Origin of the sequence: Sphaerisporangium aureirubrum (assembly GCF_042658925.1) — a bacterium.
Classification (GTDB): Bacteria; Actinomycetota; Actinomycetes; order Streptosporangiales; family Streptosporangiaceae; genus Sphaerisporangium; species Sphaerisporangium aureirubrum.
The window spans coordinates 22210-45900 of record NZ_JBHSRF010000058.1 but is presented as its reverse complement, the minus strand read 5'-3'; the positions used below and the strand labels follow the sequence as shown (position 1 = coordinate 45900).

At 73.5% G+C, this 23691-nt stretch carries 22 protein-coding genes; 12 read left to right on the top strand and 10 right to left on the bottom strand.

The features are described 5' to 3' along the window. Positions 1 to 42: 42 nt before the first annotated feature. The 5 genes from ACFP1K_RS29205 to ACFP1K_RS29185 all read left to right on the top strand — a co-directional run bounded on the left by ACFP1K_RS29205 (position 43) and on the right by ACFP1K_RS29185 (position 4800). Entirely contained in the window at positions 43 to 1197 is a 1155-nt protein-coding gene (locus ACFP1K_RS29205; RefSeq protein ID WP_380759237.1) for an endo-1,4-beta-xylanase, read from the top strand. 168 nt (positions 1198 to 1365) lie between these two features. Then, positions 1366 to 1794, top strand: coding sequence for an RrF2 family transcriptional regulator (locus ACFP1K_RS29200; protein WP_380759235.1), 429 nt, complete (start codon positions 1366 to 1368; stop codon positions 1792 to 1794). 30 nt (positions 1795 to 1824) lie between these two features. Then, complete coding sequence (locus tag ACFP1K_RS29195) at positions 1825 to 3036, top strand: globin domain-containing protein (protein ID WP_380759233.1); 1212 nt, start codon at positions 1825 to 1827, stop codon at positions 3034 to 3036. 81 nt (positions 3037 to 3117) lie between these two features. Beyond that, complete coding sequence (locus ACFP1K_RS29190) at positions 3118 to 4065, top strand: DNA polymerase domain-containing protein (RefSeq protein ID WP_380759231.1); 948 nt, start codon at positions 3118 to 3120, stop codon at positions 4063 to 4065. A 159-nt stretch (positions 4066 to 4224) separates the two neighbouring features. Then, positions 4225 to 4800, top strand: coding sequence for a dihydrofolate reductase family protein (locus ACFP1K_RS29185; RefSeq protein ID WP_380759229.1), 576 nt, complete (start codon positions 4225 to 4227; stop codon positions 4798 to 4800). A 54-nt stretch (positions 4801 to 4854) separates the two neighbouring features. On the opposite strand, the gene ACFP1K_RS29180 is transcribed toward ACFP1K_RS29185, so the two are convergent. After that, positions 4855 to 5205, bottom strand: a complete 351-nt coding sequence (locus ACFP1K_RS29180; RefSeq protein WP_380759227.1) for a hypothetical protein — start codon at positions 5203 to 5205, stop codon at positions 4855 to 4857. 70 nt (positions 5206 to 5275) lie between these two features. Continuing rightward, positions 5276 to 6091 (bottom strand): NAD(P)H-binding protein, encoded by an 816-nt coding sequence (locus ACFP1K_RS29175; protein WP_380759225.1) that lies wholly within the window; start codon positions 6089 to 6091, stop codon positions 5276 to 5278. 86 nt (positions 6092 to 6177) lie between these two features. Here ACFP1K_RS29175 and ACFP1K_RS29170 point away from each other — a divergent pair, with 86 nt between their 5' ends. The 3 genes from ACFP1K_RS29170 (at position 6178) to ACFP1K_RS29160 (ending at position 8433) form a co-directional block, all read left to right on the top strand. Further along, positions 6178 to 6585 carry a winged helix-turn-helix transcriptional regulator gene (locus tag ACFP1K_RS29170; protein ID WP_380759223.1) on the top strand — a complete coding sequence of 136 codons (408 nt, stop codon included), beginning with the start codon at positions 6178 to 6180 and terminating at the stop codon, positions 6583 to 6585. Positions 6586 to 6646: 61 nt separating this feature from the next. Further along, positions 6647 to 7309, top strand: coding sequence for a response regulator transcription factor (locus ACFP1K_RS29165; protein ID WP_380759221.1), 663 nt, complete (start codon positions 6647 to 6649; stop codon positions 7307 to 7309). After that, entirely contained in the window at positions 7306 to 8433 is a 1128-nt protein-coding gene (locus ACFP1K_RS29160) for a sensor histidine kinase (RefSeq protein ID WP_380759219.1), read from the top strand. The genes ACFP1K_RS29165 and ACFP1K_RS29160 overlap by 4 nt, the downstream gene beginning before the upstream one ends. Here ACFP1K_RS29160 and ACFP1K_RS29155 read toward each other — a convergent pair. From ACFP1K_RS29155 to ACFP1K_RS29145, 3 genes are all read right to left on the bottom strand, one after another. After that, positions 8393 to 9466, bottom strand: coding sequence for a low temperature requirement protein A (locus ACFP1K_RS29155; protein WP_380759217.1), 1074 nt, complete (start codon positions 9464 to 9466; stop codon positions 8393 to 8395). The two genes, ACFP1K_RS29160 and ACFP1K_RS29155, sit on opposite strands and share 41 nt — an antisense overlap. Before the next feature lie 1969 nt (positions 9467 to 11435). Beyond that, a complete protein-coding gene (locus ACFP1K_RS29150) occupies positions 11436 to 13421 on the bottom strand; it encodes a cellulase family glycosylhydrolase (RefSeq protein WP_380759215.1) in 1986 nt (661 codons plus the stop codon). A gap of 96 nt (positions 13422 to 13517) precedes the next feature. Then, entirely contained in the window at positions 13518 to 14168 is a 651-nt protein-coding gene (locus ACFP1K_RS29145; RefSeq protein ID WP_380759213.1) for an ABC transporter permease subunit, read from the bottom strand. Between the two features lie 223 nt (positions 14169 to 14391). Here ACFP1K_RS29145 and ACFP1K_RS29140 point away from each other — a divergent pair, with 223 nt between their 5' ends. Genes ACFP1K_RS29140 through ACFP1K_RS29130 form a run of 3 tightly spaced genes read left to right on the top strand, consistent with a single transcriptional unit; the run spans position 14392 to position 17817 of the window. After that, a complete protein-coding gene (locus tag ACFP1K_RS29140) occupies positions 14392 to 15171 on the top strand; it encodes a carotenoid biosynthesis protein (protein WP_380759211.1) in 780 nt (259 codons plus the stop codon). A 34-nt stretch (positions 15172 to 15205) separates the two neighbouring features. After that, positions 15206 to 16672 carry a phytoene desaturase family protein gene (locus tag ACFP1K_RS29135; RefSeq protein ID WP_380759209.1) on the top strand — a complete coding sequence of 489 codons (1467 nt, stop codon included), beginning with the start codon at positions 15206 to 15208 and terminating at the stop codon, positions 16670 to 16672. Beyond that, positions 16669 to 17817 (top strand): glycosyltransferase, encoded by a 1149-nt coding sequence (locus ACFP1K_RS29130; RefSeq protein WP_380759206.1) that lies wholly within the window; start codon positions 16669 to 16671, stop codon positions 17815 to 17817. The genes ACFP1K_RS29135 and ACFP1K_RS29130 overlap by 4 nt, the downstream gene beginning before the upstream one ends. A 7-nt stretch (positions 17818 to 17824) precedes the next feature. Here the strand turns inward: ACFP1K_RS29130 and ACFP1K_RS29125 are convergent, their stop codons facing one another. Beyond that, positions 17825 to 18421, bottom strand: coding sequence for a glycerol-3-phosphate acyltransferase (locus ACFP1K_RS29125; RefSeq protein ID WP_380759204.1), 597 nt, complete (start codon positions 18419 to 18421; stop codon positions 17825 to 17827). On the opposite strand from ACFP1K_RS29125, the gene ACFP1K_RS29120 reads away from it, so the two are divergent. Further along, positions 18396 to 19136 (top strand): spheroidene monooxygenase, encoded by a 741-nt coding sequence (locus tag ACFP1K_RS29120; RefSeq protein WP_380759202.1) that lies wholly within the window; start codon positions 18396 to 18398, stop codon positions 19134 to 19136. The genes ACFP1K_RS29125 and ACFP1K_RS29120 overlap by 26 nt on opposite strands. Before the next feature lie 5 nt (positions 19137 to 19141). Here the strand turns inward: ACFP1K_RS29120 and ACFP1K_RS29115 are convergent, their stop codons facing one another. Genes ACFP1K_RS29115 through ACFP1K_RS29100 form a run of 4 tightly spaced genes read right to left on the bottom strand, consistent with a single transcriptional unit; the run spans position 19142 to position 23593 of the window. After that, complete coding sequence (locus ACFP1K_RS29115) at positions 19142 to 20176, bottom strand: phosphate acyltransferase (RefSeq protein ID WP_380759200.1); 1035 nt, start codon at positions 20174 to 20176, stop codon at positions 19142 to 19144. Beyond that, entirely contained in the window at positions 20173 to 21072 is a 900-nt protein-coding gene (locus ACFP1K_RS29110) for a phytoene/squalene synthase family protein (protein ID WP_380759198.1), read from the bottom strand. The genes ACFP1K_RS29115 and ACFP1K_RS29110 overlap by 4 nt, the downstream gene beginning before the upstream one ends. Then, a complete protein-coding gene (locus tag ACFP1K_RS29105; RefSeq protein ID WP_380759196.1) occupies positions 21069 to 22538 on the bottom strand; it encodes a phytoene desaturase family protein in 1470 nt (489 codons plus the stop codon). Before ACFP1K_RS29105 ends, ACFP1K_RS29110 begins: the two co-directional genes overlap by 4 nt. Continuing rightward, positions 22538 to 23593, bottom strand: a complete 1056-nt coding sequence (locus tag ACFP1K_RS29100; RefSeq protein WP_380759194.1) for a polyprenyl synthetase family protein — start codon at positions 23591 to 23593, stop codon at positions 22538 to 22540. Before ACFP1K_RS29100 ends, ACFP1K_RS29105 begins: the two co-directional genes overlap by 1 nt. Between the last annotated feature and the right edge of the window lie 98 nt (positions 23594 to 23691).

The window sequence follows — 23691 nt, the reverse complement described above, 5'->3', positions numbered from 1 at the left end:
CTGACATGGCACCTCCCCGACCCCCGCGTGAAGGAGTCAGCGATGAGGGTGGCCCGTACGATCGTGGTCCTGGCCGGGATGTCGGCCTTGCTGATCCCGGGAGCGTCGCAGGCCACGACCACGTCGCCGGGGGACGCCGTGGCGGCCGAGCAGGCCACCGGTGCCGTGTCGCACGGGTGGGCCAAGGCGCCGCTGCGCCGGGTGGCGCCCAAGGGGTTCCGCGTCGGGGCCGCGGCGGCCGGCGGGGGGCACCATCTGGAGCAGGATTATCCGGATCCCTTCACCTTTGACCGTGTGTACCGCCGGGCGCTGGACGTGCATTTCAACTCCCTGACGCCGGAGAACCAGCTGAAATGGGAGTTCGTCCACCCGGAGCGGAACCGGTACGAATTCCGCGCGGCGGACGCGATCGTGAGGTTCGCCCGCGAGCACGACCAAGGAGTGCGGGGGCACACGTTGCTCTGGCACAGCCAGAACCCGGCGTGGCTGACGGAGGGGAACTTCACGGCCGACGAGCTGCGCGGGATCCTGCGGGACCACATCCGCACGGTGGTGGGACGCTACAAGGGCAAGATCTACCAGTGGGACGTCACCAACGAGATCTTCGACGGCAGCGGCAACCTGCGCACGTCGGAGAACATCTGGCTGCGGACGCTCGGCCCGGGTGTCATCGCCGACGCGTTCCGCTGGGCCCACCAGGCCGACCCCAAGGCGAAGCTGTTCCTGAACGACTTCGGGGCCGACGGGATCAACGCGAAGAGCGACGCCTACCTGCGGCTCGCGCAGGAGTTGCGGGCCGCCGGCGTGCCGGTCCACGGTTTCGCCGTGCAAGGGCACCTGAGCCTGCCGAACGCCTTCCCCGCCACCATGGCCGCCAACCTCAAGCGCTTCGAGGACGCCGGCTTCGAGACCGCCGTCACCGAGGTGGACGTGCGGATGCCGCTGCCCGGCGGCGCCGCGCCGACCGAGGAGCAGCTGCGGACCCAGGCCGACTACTTCCGCCAGGCGCTGGACGCGTGCCTGAGCGTCAAGCGCTGCAAGTCCTTCACCGTCTGGGGCACCATCGAGAAGTACTCCTGGGTCCCGATCTTCTTCCCCGACCAGGGCCAGGCCACCATCCTGTGGGACGACTACCGTCCCAAGCCCGCCTACCACGCCCTCCAGTCGGCCCTCGCCGCGGCCCGGCGGGGCAGGTGACGGTTCCCCTGGCGGCACGGCGCCGGTAGATCTTCATCGGCCACACGGGGCGAGACCCCGTGTGGCTCTTCGGCGTTCATCGGCGCAGGCCGGGGCGTACTCGTCCGGGTGGGGTGACATGCGTCATAAAGAGGACTCTGAGAGTCCTCTTTATGTTAGGTTCGGCCTGTGCGTCTCAATCGGTCCACCGACATCGGTCTCCGGGTCCTCATGCTCGGCGCGGCCCGCGACCGGCTGCTCACCATCGACGAGATGGCCGAGTCGCTGGTCGTGCCGCGGCATCACCTGGCCAAGGTCGTCCAGCGGCTCCAGCACCTCGGCGTGCTGGAGACCGTGCGAGGGCGGAGCGGAGGGGTGCGGCTCGCCGCCTCGGCCCGGACGGCCTCGGTGGGAGGGCTGGTGCGGGAACTCGAAGGGGCGACCGAGGTCGTCGACTGCGAGGGGGACCCGCCCTGTCCGCTGAATCGGGGGTGTCTGCTGCGGGGGGCTCTGCGGCGGGCACAGGAGGCGTTCTACGCCAGCCTCGATCCGATCACGGTCGGGGATCTCACGGCGCCGCCGACGCGGCAGGTGCTGCTCGAACTCGGGCGCCACTGAAATCCAACTGCTTTTCTCTGGGGGAAAACGATGCTCTCCGCTACCAGCGTTCCGATCGTCCGGGCGACCCTGCCCGTCGTGGGGGAACACCTCGACGCCATCTCCGGGGTCTTCTACGAGACGATGCTCGGCGAGAACCCTGAGCTGCTGGACCTGTTCAGCCGGAGCGCGCAGGCCACCGGGGAGCAGAAGTACGCGCTGGCCGGCGCGGTCGCGGCGTTCGCGGCGCATCTGGTGGGAACGGGGGCGGACGCCCCGGTGATCGACCAGATCGCGGAGCGGGTCGCGCAGCGGCACTGCGCCCTCGGCATCCGGCCCGAGCAGTACACCGTGGTCGGCAGGTACCTGCTGGGGGCGGTCGGGACCGTGCTCGGCGAGGCGGTCACGCCGCGGGTCGCCGCCGCGTGGGACGAGGTGTACTGGCTGTTCGCGGCCCGGCTGATCGGGCGCGAGGCGCGGCTCTACGCCGAGGCCGGGGTGGACGGTGCCGACCCGTGGCGCGAGTACACGGTGGCCAACAAGATCGCCGAGGCGGACGAGACCGTGTCGTTCATCCTCGTCCCGTCCGACGGCGGCGCCGCACCCGGCTTCCTGCCGGGCCAGTACGTCACCGTGGCCGCCGACCTGCCCGGCGACACCCGGCAGCTGCGGCAGTACACGCTCTCCCAGGCACCCGCCGCCGGCGCGCTGCGGATCACCGTGCGCCGGGTGCGCGGCGCGGAGGGCACCCCGGACGGCGAGGTCTCCGGCTTCCTGCACGACCACGTCGCCATCGGGCGGCGCCTTCGGCTGAGCCACCCCTACGGCGCGCTCACCCTGCGCGACGGCGAGGCACCCCTGGTACTGGTCAGCGCGGGCGTCGGCATCACCCCGATGGCCGCGATCCTCGACCACGTCGCCCGCGCCCAGCCGAGCCGCGACGTCACCGCGGTACACGCCGACCGCAGCCCCGACCGCCACCCCCTGCGCGCCGACATGCACGCCAGCGGCTCCCGTCTGCGGTCCTTCCGCAGCCTCGTCTGGTACGAGCAGGGCGCCCCCGGCGCGTTCACCGGGCGCATCGACACCGACGTGATCCCCCTGCACCCCGAGGCCGACGTCTACCTCTGCGGCCCGATCCAGTTCATGCAGGCGGTCCGGGCCGGCCTGCACAGGCGCGGCCTGCCCGACGAGCGGATCCGCTACGAGGTCTTCGGGTCCGAGCAGTGGCGGCGGCCAGCGACGGCGGCGGCCGGTTCCTGATCGGGCGAGCCCTCCAGGTCCCCGCCCCGGCGCGCCCTCGGGGGCACTGCGGCGGGGACGGGGGCCGTGGGATGGTGGGGTATGGGCAGTGATGAGGTGCGGGACGGGGTCTCGCTGACGAATCTCGGGAAGCCGCTGTTCGACGGGGCGGGGGCCACCAAGAAAGATCTGGTCGACTATCTGGACGGGGTGCGGGAGCGGATCCTGCCGGTGCTGCGGGGGCGGCCGTTGTCGGTCGTGCGGGTGCGGGAGGGGCAGGAGCCGTTCATGCAGAAGAACGTGCCCAAGTACGCGCCGGAGTGGTTGCGGACGGTCACGGTGTGGGCCGAGTCCTCGCGGCGGGAGGTCTCCTACGCGTTGTGTGATGATCGGCGGTCGTTGCTGTGGTTCGCGAACCAGCGGGCCGTCGAGTATCACGTGGGGCTGGCGATGGCGGAGCGGCCGGATCGGGTCACGTACATGGTGCTCGATCTCGACCCGCCGGAGGGGGAGGCGTTCGGGGTGGTGGTGCGGGCGGCTCACCTGATCAGGCAGGCACTGGAGGAGTCGGGGCTGGCGGGGGCCGTCAAGACGTCGGGAGCCAAGGGGGTGCACGTGTTCGTGCCCGTGGCGGCCTCGGCGATCGAGGATGTGGCGGCGGCCACCCGGGCGGTGGCGGCGCGGGCGGAGCGGATCGATCCGGCGCTGGCGACGACGGCGTTCATCCGGGAGGACCGCGGGGGGAAGGTGTTCCTGGACTCGACGCGGGCGGGCGGGGCGACGGTCGTGGCGGCCTACAGTCCGCGGATACGGCCGGGGGCGCCGGTGTCGTTCCCGGTGGGGTGGGACGATCTCGGCTCCGTGACGCCGGGGGACTTCACGATCCACACGGCGCTTGAGGCGCTAGGCGACGGGGATCCGTGGGCCGAGCACATGCCCGAGCCGCAGGAGTTGCCGGTGGATCTGGTGGAGGAAGGGCACACGATTCCGGTGGCGCGGGTGCAGGCGATGCACGAGGGGAAGCGGCGGGCGCGGGCACGGCGCGGCTGAGCTGGAAGCAGGGCGAAAAGGTTCCGGGGCGGATGTCGAGGACGCGCCGGTGACTCCGACCGTCCGGTGAGAGTGCCGATCGAGGTGCCTCTGGGTCCCCGAGGGGGCTCATGGACGGGCACGGGTCCTCCGTGAGAGGGCCTGTGGAGGGAGTTCGGCGTGCGGAAGATCATTTACTGGGTGCACACGTCGCTCGACGGGTTCATCGAGGGCCCTCAGGGGGAGTTCGACTGGACGAGCATGGGGCCGGAGTTGTCGGCGTACTCGTTCGGGCTGGTCGAGAGGTCGGACACCTTCCTGTACGGGCGGGTGGTGTGGGAGATGATGTCGTCGTACTGGCCGCAGGCGGAGTCGATGTCGGACCACGAGCACGATCTGAAGTTCGCGCCGATCTGGCGGGAGACGCGGAAGGTCGTGGTGTCGCGGAGCCTGGACTCGGCCCCGTACGGGGCCACCGTGATCGGCAAGGACCTCGCGGCGGAGATCACGGCGCTGAAGCGGGAGGACGGCAAGGATCTCCTGCTCACGGGGGGTTCCGGGCTGGCGGCGTCCCTCACGGCGCTCGGGCTCGTCGACGAGTACCACATCGGGGTGCAGCCCGTCGTGCTCGGCGGGGGGAAGCCGCTGTTCCCCCGGCCGGAGGGGCGGATCCACCTGGAGCTCGTCGAGTCGGAGGTCTGTGACGGCAGGGCCGTGGTGTCGCGGTACCGGCCCGCGGACGGGGGACGCGGGTAGCCCTGACGGCCGGGTGGCCGTACGGCGGGACGTGTCCGCCGCACGGCCACCGGGTCATCGGATCGGAGGGACGGGGGGCACGGGAGCGGCGGGAGCGACGCAGAGGGGGCCGTCGGCGGAGGCGTCCGGAACGGTGGGAATGTCCGGCATGGCGGGCGCGACGGGGGCGGCCGGGGCATTGGGCATGGCCGGGGCGTTGGGCGCGCCTGGAGCAGCGGGAGCAACGGGGACGGCCGGGGCTGGGGCATTGGGAGCCGCCGGTGCGACCGGAGGGCGTTGGGCCCTGGTGAGGCTTGCGGGGGGTGTGCCGCAGTCGCCGTCGTCCAGGGTCGCGGCGTAGACGGCACCGCCGGAGAGCAGTCCGGCGGCCAGCAGGACGGTCATGATCAGAGTGCGGTTCGCCATGGGAGCGTGTCCTTTCGCGGGTCCATGGCTCCATTGCGGCAGATGCGGTGTTTGGCGGGTGTTTCCGGCCTCACGCGGCGCCGATGACCTCCAGCGCGGGACGAGGGGCCCGGCCGAGCAGTTCGCGCAGCTCACCGCCGGTACGGTCCAGGAAACCCGCGGCGATGGCCGAGTACGTGCCGACCAGCATCGGGACCTGGAACGGCTCGGCGCCGGACGCGGCGACGCGGGTGCGGGCCTCGGCCAGGGTCTCGGGCGCGTAGGTGACGTGCGGGCCGTACGCCTGTGCCAGGTCGGCGCCGCCGATGGCGTGTTCGCCGACGAGTTCGTACACCCGGCCCGCGTGGGCGGGCGCGCCGGTGACGACCCGGACGGCGGCGTCGGCGAGGTCGGCGCGGGCCACGGCGGCGAGGCGCCCATCGGCCAGGGGCGCGGTGATCGTGCCGTCCGGCGACGGGGCGGCGAGCCAGGCCAGCAGTTCCGCGTAGAGGCCGTTGCGCAGGATCGTCCAGTTCAGCCCGCTCTCCCGCAGCCGGCGCTCGGTCCAGCGGTGCGGCAGCGCGTACGGCAGATGGTCGCCGTCCGCGCTCAGGCTGGTGTAGACGACGTGGCCCACGCCCGCCTCCCGCGCGGCGGCGAGGGCGGCGCCGTGGCGGGCGATGACGGTGTCGTCCTCGCCGTACCCCGCGGAGATCAGCAGCAGCACGTCCACGCCCGCGAACGCCTCGGCGAGGCCGCGGGGGGCGTCGAAGTCGGTGCGGCGGACCGGCAGCGGGCCGCGGGCGCGCCCGGGGTCGCGGGTGCCGAGCAGGACGTCGTCGCGGCCGGACAGCCGCTCGGCGACCAGGGTGCCGAGAGCGCCGGTGGCGCCGGTGACGAGGATCAACGGAGGTCTCCCTCGGGGAGTAGGTTCTTTTCGGTAACCGCAACCATGCTGCGGACTCGTTCCGCGGCGCGGAAGGAGGCACTTCGATGTCAGCGGGGCACACGGCGGTAACCACCGAGCCCGTCGTCACGTGTGGCGGCGAGGACTGTGGCATACGCGGGGTTCTCGACCGGATCGGCGACAAGTGGTCGGTGCTCGTGGTGGTCGAGCTGGCGCAGGGCGTCCGCCGCTTCCGTCAGTTGCAGCGGGCGATCCCCGGCATCTCGCAGCGCATGCTGACGCTCACCGTGCGGCGCCTGGAGCGCGACGGGCTGATCACCCGCACCGTCCATCCGATGGTCCCGCCGCAGGTCGACTACGAGCTCACCGCGATGGGGCACAGCCTTACGTACCTGGTCAAAGCGCTCGCCGACTGGTCGGCGGAGCACCAGGACGCCATCGCGCGGGCCCGCGAGCGATGGGACGAGGCGAACCCCGGCTCCGGAATCCACTGAGGGACGTAACGGCGACCGAACACCGCGCCGGTCACCATGGGGGTGGACGCGAGGAGGCGGCGTGCGGGTGCTGGTGGTGGAGGACGAGCGGTTGCTGGCCGAGGCGGTGGCGACCGGGTTGCGGCACGAGGCGATGGCCGTGGACGTGGTGCACGACGGGGCGGCGGCGCTGGAGCGGGTGACGGTGCACGAGTACGACGTCGTGGTGCTCGACCGGGACCTGCCGGTGGTGCACGGGGACGAGGTGTGCCGGGCCATGGTGGAGGCGGGGACGGGGTGCCGGATCCTGATGCTGACGGCGGCGCGGGACCTGCCGGACACCCTCGCGGGCTTCGGGCTGGGGGCCGACGACTACGTGACCAAGCCGTTCCGGCTGGCGGAGCTGATCGCGCGGGTGCGGGCGCTGCACCGGAGGACGGGGCCCGCTCGGCCGCCGGTGCTGGAGCACGCGGGGGTGCGGCTCGATCCGCATCTGCGGGAGGTCGCGCGGGACGGGCGGGAGGTGCGGCTCACCCGTAAGGAGTTCGCGGTGCTGGAGATCCTCATGGCGGCGGGGGGCGGGGTGGTGAGCGCGGAACGGCTTCTGGAGAAGGCGTGGGACGAGAACGCCGACCCGTTCACCGGGGCGGTGCGGATCGCCCTGCACGGGCTGCGGCGCAAGCTGGGCGAGCCGCCGGTGATCCACACCGAGGTCGGGGTGGGATACCGGATGGCCCCGCGATGACGGCACCGGCGGCGGTACGGCCGCGGGCCGGGGTGGGGACGCCTTCCCTGCCCATCCGGGCCCGGCTGACGCTGATCTACTTCGGGTCGTTCCTGGTGGTGGCGGTCGCGCTGCTGAGCTGTGTGTACCTTCTGATGCGGAACCTGGCCACCCCGCCCGTCGCGCCGGTCGCGCCCGGTGGGGGGCCGCCCCCGGTGGCGGCGTCACCGGCGTCCGGGCTGTTCCAGGCGTCCGCGATCGCGCTGGCGGTGTGCGGGGTGATCGCCCTCGGGGCGGGACGGCTCATGGCGGGGCGGGCGCTGGCGCCGGTCAACCGGGTCACCGCGACCGCCGCCCGGATCGCGGCGGGCAACCTGCATCAGCGGGTGGGGCTGGCCGGGCCGGACGACGACGTCAAACGGCTCGCGGACACCGTGGACGGCATGCTGTCCCGGCTGGAGGCGGCGTTCGAGGCGCAGCGGCGGTTCGCGGCGAACGCGTCGCACGAGTTGCTCACGCCGCTGGCCACCAGCCGGGCGATCCTGGAGGTGGCGGCGGCGCATCCGGAACGGTGCGACATGAGCGAGTTGACGAGCAAGTTGCTGGCCGTTAACGAGCGGGGGGAACGGATCGTGGAGGCGTTGCTGACACTCGCCTGGGCGGATTACGGGGGTGTGGAGCGGCGTGACGTCGATCTGGCGGCGGTGGTGGGGGAAGCGGTGGAACGGGCCGGGGCGGAGGCCGAGGCGCGGGGGGTTTCGGTGCGGGTGCGGCTTGGGGCCGCGCGGGTCGACGGTGATCCGGTACTGCTCGGGCGGCTGGCGGACAATCTGGTGGTCAACGCGGTGCGGCACAACCATCCGGGTGGGCTGGTCGAGGTCTCTTCGGTCGATTCCGGCGGGGCCGCCACGCTCACCGTGAGCAACACGGGGGCGGCGGTGGCGCCGGGGACGGTGGGGCAGCTGTTCGAGCCGTTCGTGCGGCTGCGTCCCCGTACTCAGCAGGACGGGGTGCCGGGTCAGGGGCTGGGGATGGCGATCATCCGGGCGGTCGCGCAGGCCCATGGGGCCGGGCTCACCGCCACCGCCAATCCCGAGGGAGGGCTCACCGTGTGCGTGCGGTTCCCCGGCCCGACGCGGCGGTGAGAGCGGCCATGATCAGGGCGGTCAGCGGAAGGGGGAAGGGTGTGAAGGGGGTGGCGAGGATCAGGACGGGGGCCGCGAGGAAAGCGGCGGTGATCAGGGGGCCCGGGTGGTGCGGGCGGGCGTGGACGAGCCAGAGGCTGAGGACGAACACGGCGACGGGGGCGGTCAGGGCGGTGGTGGTGGCGAAGTCGCCCAGGTGGGATTTTCCTGAGGCGTGGTCGACGGAGACGGCGAGGCCCGCGCCTACGGCGGCGGCCGAGGCGAAGATCAGGTAGTGGCCGTAGCCCCAGGGGAAGGCGACGCGGTTCGAGGTGAGGATCTTTTCCGCGGGGTGGGCGAAGTAGAGCCACCACATGGAGAAGACGATCACCAGGCCGCTGAGGGCGATGGTGAGCATGGTCGAGGTGGGGGCCTCCCCGTCCAGGCCGGCCTGGACCGCTACGGTGGCGGAGAGGATGGACTCGCCAAGCACGATGATGGTGAGCAGGCTGTAGCGCTCGGCGATGTGGCTGGAGTGCCACGTGGTGGTGAGTGAGCGCTCGGCCCACAAGGGGGTGGCCAGTTCCGCGGCCACCAGGACCAGGAACGAGGCCAGGCCGGTGGACTCGGGGAGGGCCAGGCGGGCTATCCAGCCGGCCTGGACGACGGTGATGCCCAGCGCGTAGCGCAGGGCCACCCGCCTGCGTGCCCGATCCTCCCGGGCGGCCCGCAGCCACAGGGCCACCATGGCCAGGCGCATGACCACGTAGCCGAGGGTCACCAGGCCGAAGTCCTTGTACTCGAAGGCGCGCGGCACCCCCGCGGCGAGGATCAGCACGCTCGAGATCTGGACCAGGACCAGCAGGCGGTAGAGGACGTCGTCGGTGTCGTAGGCCGAGGCGAACCACGTGAAGTTCATCCAGGCCCACCAGATGGCGAAGAACACCATCGCGTACCCGACGAGCCCCGCCCCCACGTGCGCCTCAGCGAGCGCATGATGCAGACTCACCGCCGCCTGCGCCACCGCCACCACGAAGCAGAGATCGAACAACAACTCCAACGGCGTAGCGGCACGATGCCCCTCCTCCGGATCCCGCCCCACCATGGCACTACGCCACACCGGCCGACGCACGCCTACGGACGGCTCACTCATCTTCGACTTCTCCCAGCAAGAGGTGCAGGTGCCAGTCGAGTAAAGCACCGTTCGTCCCACCCCAAATCCCCCCACCTCCCAACCCAACCCACCATCCAAGAACCCCCGTCACCCCGCCGCCCCGGCGCCCCGCCCCGTCACCCCGCCGCCCCGGCGCCCCGCCCCGTCACCCCGCCGCCCCGGCGCCCCGCCCCGTCACCCCGCCGCCCCGCCTCGTCACCCCGGCGCCCCGTCCGGGCTCGTCTTACCGGCGCCGAGTCGGCGGGACGTGGTACGGCGAACCCGGCGCCGCCGTACGGCGGTCAACCCGCGATACGTGCGGCGCCAGGTGAAACGGTCCTTGCCGGAGGACGCGCTTCGCGCGGAAAGGCGCAAGGGCTGTCCTCATACGGGGGACACCCCCGCACCCCCGAGCCTGCCGGGCTCACCCCACTCCACCGCGACACATTCCAGTCAATGCCACTGTTCGAGCCCATCCCCACCGTTCCCGCCATCCCCCGATCCGGTCCCGGTCCATGCCCCCGATCCGGCTTCACCCTCCCCGCCCGGCTCCACGCATAGCCGCGCGGACCGCTACTCCTCGCCCTCCGTGGCCTTCTGTGTACCGGCGCCGCGACAGCGGAACGCGATACGGCGAACCGGGCGCCGCCGGACGGCGGTTGACCTCACCCTCTTCCGTTACCCGCACTGGGTTGTCCACCCCGAACGGACATCCGCCCTGGCGGTCGCCCTGGTCGGCGCCGCCGGATGGCGGTTGACCTAGCCCCTCTTCCGTTACCCGCACGGGGGTTGTCCACCCCGAACGGACATCCGCCCTGCCGGTCACGAGCCGATGCCGAGTCGGCGGGACGTGGTACGGCGATCCCGGCGCCGCCGGATGGCGGTTGACCTAGCCCCTCTTCCGTTACCCGCACGGGTTGTCCGCCCCGAACGGACATCCGCCCCGGCGGTCGCCTTGGTCGGCGCCGCGACGGGGGAACGCGGCACGGCGAACCCGGCGCCGCCGTACGGCGGGACACCGGCTCACCGGGACGCGTCGCGGTGGAGGACCACGAGCCCGGCAGGCCCGGGGGTGCGGGGGCGTCCCCCGCAGGAAAACAGCCCTCGCGGCCTTCCGCGCGGAGCGCGGCCTCCGCGAGGACTATTTCACCGGCGCCGCGCACACGCGGGGGTTGTCCGCCATACGACGGCACGAAACGGCCGTCCCTCGGCCCGCCGGGACGCGTCATAGCGGAGGACCACGAGCCCGGCAGGCCGGGGGGTGCGGGGGCGTCCCCCGCAGGAGAACAGCCCTCGCGGCCTTCCGCGCGGAGCGCGGCCTCCGCGAGGACCATTTCACCGGCGCCGCGCACACGCGGGGTTGTCCGCCATACGACGGCACCGGACTGGCCGTCCCTCGGCCCGCTGTTCCGGGGCCGGAGTGGGTGCTGCGGGAGTGGTACGGCGGGACACCGGTCCGCCGGGACGCGTCATAGCGGAGGACCACGAGCCCGGCAGGCCGGGGGGTGCGGGGGTGTCCCCCGCAGGAGAACAGCCCTCGCGGCCTTCCGCGCGGAGCGCGGCCTCCGCGAGGACCATTTCACCGGCGCCGCGCACACGCGGGGTTGTCCGCTACGGCGGCGCCGGATTCGTCGTACCACGGCCCGTTGTACCGGTGCCGGAGTGGGTGCTGTGGGGGCGGGCCGAGGGTGGCGGTAGTGCTTGGGAGGGGTTGTTCGGTACTTAAACAGTTAAGCGATGATGCTATGTGTAGGGAAAATTGGTGCGGGCGGTGGCGGCTGGAAATCGGTCCTGGCGGCCACGCCCGATGAAACTTTCACTTAGGGGGTTTCAGAAAGATTCAGGTATTTGTTCTCTTCCGGTGAACAGGTCATTCGGCTCGCAGGTTGTCCATGTGGAAGTCGCCTGTGCTGAACCAGACCATGAGGCCGCGGACGTCCGAGAGGTCCTCGATCGTGCAGGACAGGGCGGAGGTCAGGTCGATCTCGACGGTGCCGGTGGTGTCGGGGTTCTGCCAGCCCCAGGTGGACTGGCACCAGGTGTAGCCGGGGCCTACCTGGAAAGCGATGCTGGTGGAGGTGCCTGCGGGGCCGGTGCGGAGGTCGTATTTCAGGGTGCCCTTGGCGGAGAGGTTGACGGGTTCGGGGAAGGTGGTGCCGAACCAGGCTCCGGCAGTGGAGTGGATCAGGAGGCTGTGGGTGCCGTCGGTGGGGTTCTGGTCGGACTGGGTGACGGTGCCGGGGTCGGTCTGCCAGTTGCCGGGGGCCCAGCCCTGGACACCGTCCTCGAAAGAGAACAACTTGATCGCGGCGCCGGGGTCGGGCTGGACGATCACCGTGAGGTCGGCGAGGTTGGAGACGCGGTTCCGGCTGTCGCGCACGGTGTACCGCGCCACGGTCCGGCCGCTGTAGCCCTCGGCGGGAGTGAAGGTCACCGCGCCGGTGGGCGCAGCCGTGAACCGGCCGGCCGCGACGGTCAGCTCGGCCTGCCTACCGGCCGCGGCCGGGTCGAGGTCCACCGTGGCCGGGCGGACCGTAGCGCCGTAGCCGATGTCGTTGGCGGTGACGGTCACGGTGGCGGGGACGCCGAACGTCGTGGTGGCCTGGTCGTTGTCGGCGACCGGCGGGAACGACGCGGGACGTCCGCGCAGCATCGACGAGGCGTTGGTCATGGTCTGGCACACGGGGCTCGGGCAGTACACCGTGAACCCGTCGTAGTCGGGGTACAGGGTGCCGTCGTCCTGGGTGCCCGCCAGCATCCAGTACATGTAGCCGTCGGTCCCGCTGACCACGGCGTCCAGCCACTCGCGGTACACCGGGTTGCGGGCCGCCTTGTCCCGGAAGCCGAACTCGCCGAGCACCACAGGCTTGCCGATCCGCCGGGCGTCGGCGTTGTGGCGCCGGATCCACTCGGTGCCCCAGGCTGCGTCCTTGCCCCAGCCGTCGGGGTACAGGTGCATCGACATGTAGTCGATCTTCGGGAGCCGGGCGAACGCCACGGTGTCCACGCCCTCGTTGCAGTTCTCGGTCCAGTCGGCGGACCCGGCGACGCAGTAGAAGCCCTCGTCGCCGACGGCGGCCAGGTGCTTGCGGTCCACGGATTTGATGTGCCGGGACATCTCGTCGGCCCAGGCGGTGAGCACGGCGGGGGTACAGGTGGCGGAGGTCGGGTAGACCCCCGAGCCCTTGCAGCGCGGCTCGTTGCCGAGCTCCCACGCCATCACGGTCGGGTCGTCCTTGTACAGCCCCCCGGTCAGGGTGTTGCGGCGGTTGAGCAGGTGGCTGATCCAGTCCTTGTACCAGCCGCGGATCCGGGCGTCGGTGTAGAAGTCGTCGTGGTAGGTGGCCCCGGCCCAGCGGACGTACTGGTCGATGCCCCCGAAGTCCGCCCAGTTGTTGACGAACGGCACCACGAGCTTGATGCCGGACTCCTTGGCCTTCTTCAGGACGTAGTCGAGGTGCTCCAGGCCGGTGGCGCCGTCGTTGTACGCGGGCCGCGTGCCGTCCCAGTACTGGAAGTAGACGCCGTTCTCGATGTGGTGGACCGAGTTGCTGCCGTCCTGGTTGCCGATGTCCAGGAAACCCCAGATGCGCATGACGCGGAGGTCGGCGGCTTTGGCCCGCGCGAACACGTCGTCCACCATCGCGGCAGACCGGTACCCCAGGTAGTAGTTGTTGGTGCCGGCGAACCGGAACGGTTTGCCGTCCAGCACGAGGTCGGCGCCCTTACGGGTGACGAAACCGTGGTCGCCGCCGGTGTGGGCGCTCGCGGTGCCGGGCACGGCGAGCAGTCCGGCCAGTAGTGCGATCACCAGGGTGATCAGCTGTTTCCCCGATCTTCCGGGCTTGACGGGCAAGGTGTGCTCCTCAGGGGGATGGAATTCGCCTCAGAGGCGGAGGGGACGCCGCGCCGCCGCCGGCCCCGCGACCCCGGGGACGGCGGCGGGCCCGGGTCAGCCCTTGAGGCCGGACATCGTGATACCTCGGGTGAAGTGCTTCTGGAACAGCAGGAAGAAGATCACGGTGGGCAGCGACGCGAGCAGCGACGCCACCATCAGCACGCCCATGTGCTGGGTGCCGGTGAACGCCGAGTTCAGCCGGGCCAGCGCGACCGGGATGTTGGCCATCTGGTCGGTCTCCACGATGATCAGCGGCCAGAGGAAGTTGTTCCACTCGCCGAGCATCACGAAGATCGACATGGCGGCCAGCGCCGGGCGCAGCAGCGGCAGCACGATCTGCCACCAGATCCGCCACTCCCCCGCGCCGTCGATCCGGGCCGCCTCGACGAGGTCGTCCGGGACCGAGCGCAGGAACTGCACCAGGAAGAGCACCCGCCGTCCCCTGATGGCGGCGAGCTCCTTGGCGTGGCCGTCGTCCCAGCTGATCGCCGAGATCTTGATCTTCACGTCCGGGTGGCTCCTGGTGTACAGGTCGGCGGCCTTCTGCAGGATCGCCGCCTCGTCCTCGGCGCCGGTGTTCCAGAAGGTGATGGTGACCGGACCGGCCTGGGAAGCCTGTTGCCCGGGCGGCGGAGCGGTGCCGGTCACACACGCCGTGGCCAGCATGCCGATGGCGGCGACCGCGATCACCATACGCTTGTTCACTGGCTTCCTCCGACTGTCAGGGGGTGGGAGGTCACATTTATGAACCGCTTAAGTACGGTGACCGTACGGCGATGCTGACAACGATGTCAACGCCGCGTTACCGAAATGCCGTGTCCGTTACGGGAACGGCGTCGCGCCCCTGGAACGGCATCGCCGCCCCGATCAGCGGGCACGTGCGTCAGGTGGGTGCATCCGGCGCCCGTGATCGCGCGAAGGGGTACGTGTGGACGTGGTGATCGAGCGGGACCGGACCGCGGCGAGGCGCGCGGTGGGCGGCGCGGTGGGCGCGCTGCTGCTCGGCGGGATGCTCGCCGCGCAGGTGGTCTCGGGCACGCATCCCGCGCCGGTGCGGCTGACCGGCGTGGTGGTGCTGCTGCTCGCGGGGTCCGCGGTGGCCTTCGCGGCGGCCGAGCGCGGGGCCGGGCGGGCGGCGGCGGCGTTCGGGGTGGCGGCCGGGGCCGGGTACGCGGCGGAGTGGATCGGGGTGCGGACCGGCGTGCCGTTCGGCGAGTACCGCTACACCGGCGTGCTGTGGCCCGCGCCCGGGGACGTGCCGCTGGTCGTGGCGGTGGCGTGGGGCGGCATGGGACTGGCCGCGCACGCCGTCGCGACCCGGGTGGTGCGCTCGGGCCGGTTCCTGCCCACCGCCGTCACGGGGGCGTTCGCGCTGACCGCGTGGGACCTGTTCCTCGACCCGCAGATGCTGAGGCTCGGCCTGTGGGAGTGGGCGGATCCCGGGCCGTACCGCGGCGTGCCGCTCAGCAACCTCGCGGGGTGGCTGGTCGTATCCTTCCTGGTCATGGCATTGATCGGCGGAGTGTTCCGCCGTGGGCCCGCCGGGGAGGGCACCGGCCTGGCCGCGCTCTACACGGCGATGGCGGTCATGGAGACGATCGGCTTCGCCGCCGTGTTCGACCCTCCCGACATCCTGGTCGCCGCCGTGGGCGGGGCCGCCATGGGGCTGTTCGCCGTCCTGGGCTGGGTGCGCCGGAGGCGGAGATGACGCGGCCGGCGCCCGCGGACGGGGATCTTGATCTGTGCCGCGCCGGGCGGTGCCCATGGCCGAGGTGATCGTTGTCGGCGGTGGGGCCGGGGGCATGGTGTGCGCGCTGCTGCTGGCCAGGGACGGGCATCAGGTCGTGTTGTGCGAGCGGCTGGGGCGGCTCGGAGGGAAGCTGGCCGAGCATCGCCGGGACGGGTTCACGTTCTCGGTGGGGCCGTCGCTGCTCACCCTGCCTGGGTTGTTCCACGACCTCGGGGTCCGGCTCGACCTGGTGGAGCCGGCCGAGCTGTGCCGTTACCGCTTCCCGGACGGCTCGGTGCTGTCCGCGCCGCGCGACCCCGGGCGGATGGCCGCCGAGGTGGACCGGCTCGCCCCAGGGGAGGGACGCGGCTGGCTGGCGTTCCACGCGTGGGCGCGCGAGTGCCTGGCGGCGTCCCGGCGGGCGTTCTTCACCGCCCCGCCGATCCGGCCGCCCCGCGACGCCAGGCCCGGCGACCTGCTGGCCATCGCCCCGGGCCGCACCCTGGACGGCCTGGCGCGGCGCTTCTTCCGCGACCCGCGCCTGCGTCAGTACGTCGGCCGCTACGCCACCTACGCCGGGTCGAGCCCCTACCGGGCGCCCGCCGCCCTCGGCTGCGTCCCGGCCATCGAGCACGGCGACGGCGGCTGGTACGTGCGCGGCGGGCTGCCCCGGATCGCGGACGCCCTGGCCGGGCTGCTGGCCGAGGCCGGGGTGGAGGTGCGGCTCGGCACCGAGGTGGCCCGGGTGCTGGACGGGCACGGACGGGTGGGCGGGGTGCGGCTGGCGTCCGGGGAGGTCGTGCGGGCCGACGCGGTCGTGGTGAACGCCGACGCCGCCCAGCTGTACGGGCGGCTGCTGCCCGACCGGGCCCGGCTGCGGCGCCTCGCCGGGCTCGGGCGGTCGTCGTCGGCGTTCCTGATGCTCGCCGGGGTGGAGGGCCGCACCGACGGGCTGCCGCACCACTCCGTCGTGTTCTCCGGCGACTACCCCGGGGAGTTCGCCGACATCTTCCGGCGGGGACGCCCGCCCGAGGACCCGACCGTGTACATCGGCTGCTCGGCGGTGGACGATCCCACGCAGGCGCCGCCCGGCACGGAGAACTGGGTGATGCTGGTCAACGTGCCCGCCCGCGACCCCGCGCGGTGGCCGATGACGCCGGAGGCGTACCGCGACCTGGTGCTGGAGCGGCTGGCGGCGCGCGGCCACGACCTGGCGGGCCGGTTGCGCTTCGTCGACCTGTTCACCCCCGCCGACCTGCGCGACCGCTACGGCGCCTGGGGCGGCGCCATCTACGGCACGCCGTACCACGGGATGCTCGCCCCCTTCCGCCGCCCCGCCAACCGGGGCCCGCGCCGCGGCCTGTACCTGACCGGCGGCACCACCCACCCGGGAGGCGGCCTGCCGCTGGTCGCGATGAGCGGACGCCTGGTCGCCGGGCTCGTCTCCGAGGACTTCCCCCCGCACGGGCGTAAGCCGTGAGGGCGCTGCTGACGGCCGCGCAGGCCGCGGCGGCCCTGGTGGTCGCGGTACGGCTGGCCCGGGGACGGAACCGTCTGCCCCCGCTGCGCCGTCCCCCGGCGGACCACACCGCGTCCTCCGGCGACGACACGTCCGATCGTCCCGGCACGCGCCCGGCGGACGGCCGCGCGGCGCCCGGCGGCATCTCGGTGATCGTTCCCGCGCGGGACGAGGAGGCACGCATCGGGCCCTGCCTGCGGGCCGTGCTCGCCGATCCGCTGGTGGGCGAGGTGATCGTGGTGGACGACGAGTCGGAGGACGGGACGGCGCGGCTGGCCGCCGATCTGGGGGCGCGGGTCGTGGCGGGACGGCCGCTGCCGGACGGGTGGGTCGGCAAGCAGTGGGCGCTGCACCAGGGGCTCGCCGCGGCCACCGGCGACGTGGTGGTCACCCTGGACGCCGACGCGCGGCCGGAACCGGGGTTGTTCGCCGCGCTGACCGCGGCCCTGGACGGGTGCGACCTGCTCACCGTGGGGCCCCGGTTCGTCTGCGACAGGGCCGCCGAGCAGGCGCTGCACGCCGCGTTCCTCGCCACCCTGGTCTACCGGTACGGCCCGATCGGCACGAGGACTCCCCCGCCGCCGTACCGGGTGATCGCCAACGGCCAGTGCATGGCGTTCCGGCGCCGCGCGATGCTGGCCTCGGGCGGCCTCGTCCGGACCCGCGGCCACCTGACCGACGACGTGGCGCTGGCCCGCACGCTGGCCGGCGACGGGTGGGAGGTGCGCTTCCTGGACGCCCGCGCGCTGCTCGAGGTCGACATGCACGAGTCGGTGGCCGAGGTGTGGCGCGAGTGGGGGCGCTCACTGCCGCTGGCCGACGTCACCGGCCCGCCGCGCATGGCGGGAGACCTGGCCGTCGTCTGGCTCGCCGCCGGGCTGCCCGTCCTGCGGCTGCTGGCCGGCCGCCCCACCCGGCTCGACCTCGCCCTGCTGGCCGTACGTCTCCTGCTGGTCGGCGCGCTGTGGCGCGGCTACTCCCGCCCGGGGCCCGGCCTGCTGCTGTCGCCCCTGCTGGACCCGCTCGCGGCGCTGCGGCTGACCCTCGGGGCGCTGCGCCCGGCACGCACCTGGCGGGGCCGGTCGTACCCGCCGGCGGCCCGGTGAACGCCGCTCAGCCCCGGCGGGCGGTCAGCGCGGCCTGGGCGAAGCGCAGCCCGATGAGGCACATCAGCGCCCCGGTGGCGGCCACTTGGGCGAGCGGGGTGAACGGGATCTGCAGCAGCGGGACCGCGAACACCCCGGCACGGGCGCCGAAGGCGAACGAACGGGTGGCCAGGGCGGTGACCGCCAGCAGCGCGACGGCGGCCAGGAACGCCGGGGGGCACAGCACCGCGACGCCGCCCGCGAACGCCAGCACGGAACGGCCGCCGCGCAGGCCCGCGAACACCGGCCAGGCGTGCCCGGCCATCGCGGCGGCCACCCCGGCGTACGCGGGCAGCACGCTCGGCCCGGTCACCACGGCCAGGCCCGTGGTGTGGGCGCCGCTCACCAGCAGGCCGAGCAGCCCGGCGAGCGCGCCCTTGAGGGTGTCACCGGCGAACACCGGGAGCGCGGCGCGCGGGCCGAGCCGTTCCTTCACGTTCCAGTACCCGGGGTTGCGGTCGCCCACGTTCCGCGGGTCGAAGCCGTACGCCCTGGCCAGCAGGACCGCGACCGGCACCGAGCCGAGCAGGTAGCCGCCGATGACCGCGACGAGCAGGGGAACCATCGCTTCCTTCCATCTCATCAGGTACGCCGGCCGGGGCGCGGTGAAGTACATGGCCTTCGACCGCCCGGTGCTGCGCCGCACCCCCGGCCTGGTGTTCCACCGGCTGCTCGGCACCGGCCGGGGCCGCTCCACGACCGCCGGCGCCGACCTCCGCCGCTGGGCCCTGCTCGCGGTGTGGCGCGACGAGGCCGACCTCACGGATTTCCTGCTGCGCTCCCCCATCGCGGACCGGTGGCGCACCCGGGCCCTGGAGGCGTGGCACGTACGGCTGCGCCCGCTGTCGTGGCACGGCCGCTGGGACGGCACCGAGCCGTTCGGCCCGGCGTCCCAGGGGGCCGCGACCGGTCCCCGCGTGACCGGACCGGGCGGGGACGGTTCCGGTGAGGGCGGGCCGGTGGCGGTGCTGACGCGGGCGGCGATCCGGCCGGGGCGGTTGTGGGCGTTCCATCGTTCCGTCCCGGCCGTGGACCTGGAGTTGCGGCGGCACGGCTGCCTGGCCTCGGTGGGGGTGGGTGAGTTGCCGCTGGTGCGGCAGGCGACGTTCTCGCTCTGGCCGGACGCGGCGGCGGTCCGGGCCTTCGCGTACGAGGGCCGGGCGCACCGCCGGGTGATCGAGCGGGTGCGGGCCGAGGACTGGTACGGCGAGGAGTTGTTCGCCCGCTTCGTCCCCTACGGCAGCGAAGGCACCTGGGACGGTGCCGACCCTCTCGCCTGAGCCGCTCACGGGGTGAGGTGCGGCTGGACGCGGGTGGCCATCCTGCCCCGGGCCAGGTCGTGGGCGACCGCGCAGGCTCGGGCGACGGTGGCCGCGCGAGACGAGCCGTGGGCCACCACCACGGTGCCGTTCAGGCCGAGCAGGGCCGCGCCGCCGTGGGTGCTGGGGTCGTAGCGCCGGGCGACCTCGGCGAGCCTTTCCGGGACGGCGATGCCCGCCGCGGCCACCTGGGCGAGCGCCGCCCGCACCGTCCCCTCCACGTTCTTGAGCACGACGTTCCCGGTGAAGCCGTCGGTCACCACCACGTCAACGGTTCCGGCCAGCACGTCGTGGCCCTCGATGTTCCCGTGGAACCGGTACGGCAGGCCGGGCAGCAGCTCCGCGGCCCGGCGGGCCAGGCGGTTGCCCTTGCCGGGCTCGGACCCGATGGACAGCAGCCCCACCACCGGGGCGGCCACCCCGAGCACCACCTCGGCGTACGTCGCGCCGAGCACCGCGAACTGCGCGACCATCTCCGGGGTGGGGTCGGAGGTGGCCCCGGCGTCCACCAGGACGGTCGCGCCGCCCGTCGCCGTCGGCAGCGCCACCGCCAGCGCCGGGCGCAGCACGCCCGGCGCCCGCCCGAGCGAGCGCACCGCGCAGGAGACCACGGCCCCCGTGGACCCCGCGGAGACGAACGCGCCGCCTGTCCCCCGCCGCACCAGCTCGCACCCGACGGCCAGGCTGGACCCGGCGCCCGTCACCGCCCCCGAGCCGCGCTCGGTCATCGGCACGACGTCCGGTGCGTGCGCCACCCCGATCTCGCCCGCGGCCCCGTGCCGGGCCAGTTCGCCGCGCAGCTCCCCTGCCCGCCCGGCGAGGATCACCGGGACGCCGTACCGCCGCCACGCGAGCACCGCGCCCGCCACGGTCTCGGCCGGTCCGTGGTCCCCGCCCATCCCGTCGAGCACGACAGGCGCGGCGTCCCCCGGGTGATCCTCGCCGGACGCCTTCGCGCCGCCCTCCTCACCGGCCGGACCGGCCCCCTCCCGTCCGCTCATGGCGTCCCGGCCGGGACGCGGCGCTCGGCGCGGGTGGCGGCGGAGGCGGCGGTGAGGTGGCGGGCGAAGATCGTGAGGCGGCGGGCGACCGGGACGGCGGCCCGGGCCGCGAGGACGTCGTGGCCCGCGGCCTCGATCTCGGCCAGGATGCCGCCGTACAGCTCGTGCGCGGCTCTGATGCACGGCCGGGAGGACGGGACCAGCATGCCGACGCCGTCCAGCGCCAGCCGGTAGTGGTCCCTGGCGCGCCGCGCCTCGAACGCGACCAGCTCCCGCACGGCGGGGGCGGCCCGGGGCGCCCGCAGGTCGGCCACCGTGACGCCGAACGCGTCCAGGTCCGCCAGCGGCAGGTACACCCGGCCGCGGGCCAGGTCCTCGGTCACGTCCCGCAGGAAGTTGGTGAGCTGGAACGCCAGCCCGAGCTGCCGGGCGGGCTCCCTGGCCCGGTCGTGCGCGCCGGGCAGGGGTTCGAGCACCGGCAGCATCATGGTGCCGATGACGGCGGCCGAGCCCTCCATGTAGCCGAGCAGGTCGTCGTAGGTCGCGTACCGGTCCACGGTGAGATCGGCGCGCATCGAGCGCAGGAACGCCTCGATGTCGCCGTGGTCGATGCCGAAGGACCGCACCGTGTGGGTGAACGCCGGGAGCACCGGATCGTCCACCGGGTCCCCGGCGAGCGCCTGGGCGAGCCGTTCGGCCAGCACGTCCAGGGCCTTCTCCCGGTCGCCGGTCATGGCGAACGAGTCCACGATCTCGTCGGCGTACCGGGCGAAGCCGTACAGGGCGTGCACATGCGGGCGTTTCCACGCGGGCAGCAGGCGGGTGGCGAGGTAGTAGGAGCGACCGTGCCGCGCGTTCAACCGGCGGCACCGTTCGTAGCTGGCGGACAGCGTCATCGGCGGCTCTCCAGGATCCGTTCCGCGGCCAGGCGGCCGGAGATGAGGACCGGCGGCACACCGACGCCCGGGGCGGTGTACATGCCGGCGAAGTGCAGGCCGGGCACGCGGCGGGCGCGGCCGGAGGGGCGCAGCCAGGCGGTCTGGGTGAAGCGGTGGTCCAGGGCGAACGGCGTGCCCGCGCTGTGGCCGCGGCGGTGCCATCCGGGCGGGTCGATGGTGAGGCGCGGCGCCGTGGCCAGGTCGCCGTACCCGAGGCGGTCGAGGCGGTGCAGCAGGCGGGCCTCCAGGCGGGGGGTGAGCCGGTCCCAGTCCAGGTCGCCGCGCAGGTTGGCGGTCGGTTCGAGGACGGTGAGGGTGGCGTGCCCGGCGGGGGCCGCGCCGGTGTCGGACTCGGGATAGGTGACCAGCAGGCTCGGGTCGGGCTGCGGCCTGCCCTCCTCCAGCGCCGCGAACGTGGACGACCACTGCGCGCCGAGGTGCAGGGTGTGGTGCGCCTGCCCGGCCAGCCGCCGGTCCAGGCCGAAGTGCAGCACCAGGCAGGACGGCGAGTAGCGGGGCCGGCGCAGCCGCCAGTCCGCGGCGGCGGCGGGCAGCAGGCCCGTGTGCGCGGCGGGCAGGTCGCAGGCCACCACCACGTCGCGGGCCGCCTGCCGCTCGCCGGTGCCGAGACGGACGCCGGTCACACCCGAGCCGTCCGCCTCCACCTCGGCGGCCCGCACGCCGTACCTGATCACGGCGCCCGCCTTCTCGGCGACGGCGGCCATGGCCAGCGGGATGGCGTGCATGCCGCCGTCACGGGGGAAGAACACCCCGCCGACGGTGTCCATGTGCGCCACCGACGCGTAGATCCCGAGCGCCCGCCGGGGCGACAGGCCGAGGTACAGCGCCTGGAAGGTGTGCGCCCTGATCAGCCGCTCGTCGGTGAGGTGGGCGCGCACCAGGCGGTCCAGCCTGCGGAAGCCGCCGAGGGCGGCCAGCCGGGCCAGCGCGTACGGCCGGGCGAGGGCGCGCAGCCTGGTCATGTCGCGGTCGACGAACGCGGGCCACTCCAGCTCGAAGAGCTCGGTCAGGAGGCCGCGGAACCGCAGGTAGCGGGCGGCCTCGGCGGGGCCGCACAGCTCACGCACCCGCTCGGCCATCGCCTCCCGGCCCGGCACCACGTCCAGGACGGAGCCGTCGTGGTAGGCGAAGCGGTAGTAGGGGTCGAGGCGCCGCAGCGGGAGCCAGCGGTGCAGCTCCTCCCCGGCGGCGCCGAAGGTGTCGGCGAGCACGCCGGGCATGGTGAGCACCGACGGCCCGGTGTCGAAGCGGTACCTTCCGAACGTGGCGGTGCCGCAGCAGCCGCCGGGGCCGTCCGAGGCCTCCACCACGGTCACCTCCCGCCCGGCCGCGGCGAGCCTGATCGCGGCGGCGAGCCCGCCGAGCCCGGCGCCGACGACCACCACCCGGCCGCGTCCGCCCATCAGGACGTCCTGCTCGTCGCCGCGCCCGCCAGGTCCGCCAGGGCGGCCCTGGCGTCGGCGGGCACGCGCGGGTCGTCCAGGGCGGTCACCGACGTGGCGACCAGGGTGGAGATGCGCCGCTCCACGGCGTCCAGCGCGCCCGTGGTGACGATCAGCTCGCGGGCCGCCGTCACGTCCTCCTCGTCGTGGACGCCGTCCAGCAGCGCGATGCCGTGCCCGTCGGCGCGCTCGCGAGTCTCGGCCGTGAGGTACGTCCGCTTGCGCTGCCGCAGGTCGGCCCCGGCGGGTTTGCCGGTGCGCGCGGGGTCGCCGAAGACGCCGAGGACGTCGTCCCTGAGCTGGAACGCCTCCCCGAGCGGCAGCGCGTAGGCGCTCAGCACGTCCCGCAGGGCGGGGTCGCCGCCCGCGATGGCGTGGCCGAGGTGCAGGGGGCGTTCCACGGTGTACTTACCGGACTTGTACGTCGACACGCGGGTCGCCGCTTCGAGGCCGTTCACGCCGCGGGCGGTGTAGGCGAGATCGAGGTACTGGCCGCCGATGATCTCCACCCGCAGCTGGGTGAACACCGCCAGCGCCTCGGCGAGCCCCGGCCCACCGTCCAGCAGCGCCGCGTCCGCCCAGGTGAACGCCAGCATCGCCATCAGGATCGCCACCGACTCGCCGTACCGCGCCGGGTCGCCCCACCAGCCGGATCCCCGGTGCCGCTCCGCCAGCGCCAGGTGGGCGGTCGTGCGGCCGCGGCGGGTGGCGGCCTCGTCCATGACGTCGTCGAGCATCATCGCGCTGGCGTGCAGCAGCTCGACCGCGCACCCGGCGGCGAGCACCGCGTCCGTGTCGTCCGGCGAGCCGCCCGCGGCGCGGTGCCCCCAGTACACGAAGGACGGCCGCAGGCGTTTCCCGCCCACCCGGACGAACTCCACCAGATGGCGGCGCAGCGTCTCGCGGTCGTCCTCGCCCAGGAAGGCCAGGCGCGCCATCTCGCCGTCGAGCAACTCGTCGAGCCGACGGTCCACAAGCCCTCTCAAATCGACCACGTCCCGTGTCGCCATCACCATCGGCGCAGCTCCTTTGATCGCTGTACACACCTTCGGCGGCGGTGACGCCTCGGATGCACCGATACGGGAGGGATCGCCGTCTGGCGCGCCCAAGCACC

Excerpts from the sequence above, each read along its gene's own strand:
- ACFP1K_RS29205 (WP_380759237.1), top strand. The coding sequence starts at position 43 with ATGAGGGTGGCCCGTACGATCGTGGTCCTGGCCGGGATGTCGGCCTTG.
- ACFP1K_RS29195 (WP_380759233.1), top strand. The coding sequence starts at position 1,825 with ATGCTCTCCGCTACCAGCGTTCCGATCGTCCGGGCGACCCTGCCCGTC.
- ACFP1K_RS29190 (WP_380759231.1), top strand. The coding sequence starts at position 3,118 with ATGGGCAGTGATGAGGTGCGGGACGGGGTCTCGCTGACGAATCTCGGG.
- ACFP1K_RS29180 (WP_380759227.1), bottom strand. The coding sequence starts at position 5,205 with ATGGCGAACCGCACTCTGATCATGACCGTCCTGCTGGCCGCCGGACTG.
- ACFP1K_RS29170 (WP_380759223.1), top strand. The coding sequence starts at position 6,178 with ATGTCAGCGGGGCACACGGCGGTAACCACCGAGCCCGTCGTCACGTGT.
- ACFP1K_RS29160 (WP_380759219.1), top strand. The coding sequence starts at position 7,306 with ATGACGGCACCGGCGGCGGTACGGCCGCGGGCCGGGGTGGGGACGCCT.
- ACFP1K_RS29120 (WP_380759202.1), top strand. The coding sequence starts at position 18,396 with ATGACCGCGACGAGCAGGGGAACCATCGCTTCCTTCCATCTCATCAGG.
- ACFP1K_RS29125 (WP_380759204.1), bottom strand. The coding sequence starts at position 18,421 with ATGGTTCCCCTGCTCGTCGCGGTCATCGGCGGCTACCTGCTCGGCTCG.
- ACFP1K_RS29115 (WP_380759200.1), bottom strand. The coding sequence starts at position 20,176 with ATGAGCGGACGGGAGGGGGCCGGTCCGGCCGGTGAGGAGGGCGGCGCG.
- ACFP1K_RS29110 (WP_380759198.1), bottom strand. The coding sequence starts at position 21,072 with ATGACGCTGTCCGCCAGCTACGAACGGTGCCGCCGGTTGAACGCGCGG.
- ACFP1K_RS29105 (WP_380759196.1), bottom strand. The coding sequence starts at position 22,538 with ATGGGCGGACGCGGCCGGGTGGTGGTCGTCGGCGCCGGGCTCGGCGGG.
- ACFP1K_RS29100 (WP_380759194.1), bottom strand. The coding sequence starts at position 23,593 with ATGGTGATGGCGACACGGGACGTGGTCGATTTGAGAGGGCTTGTGGAC.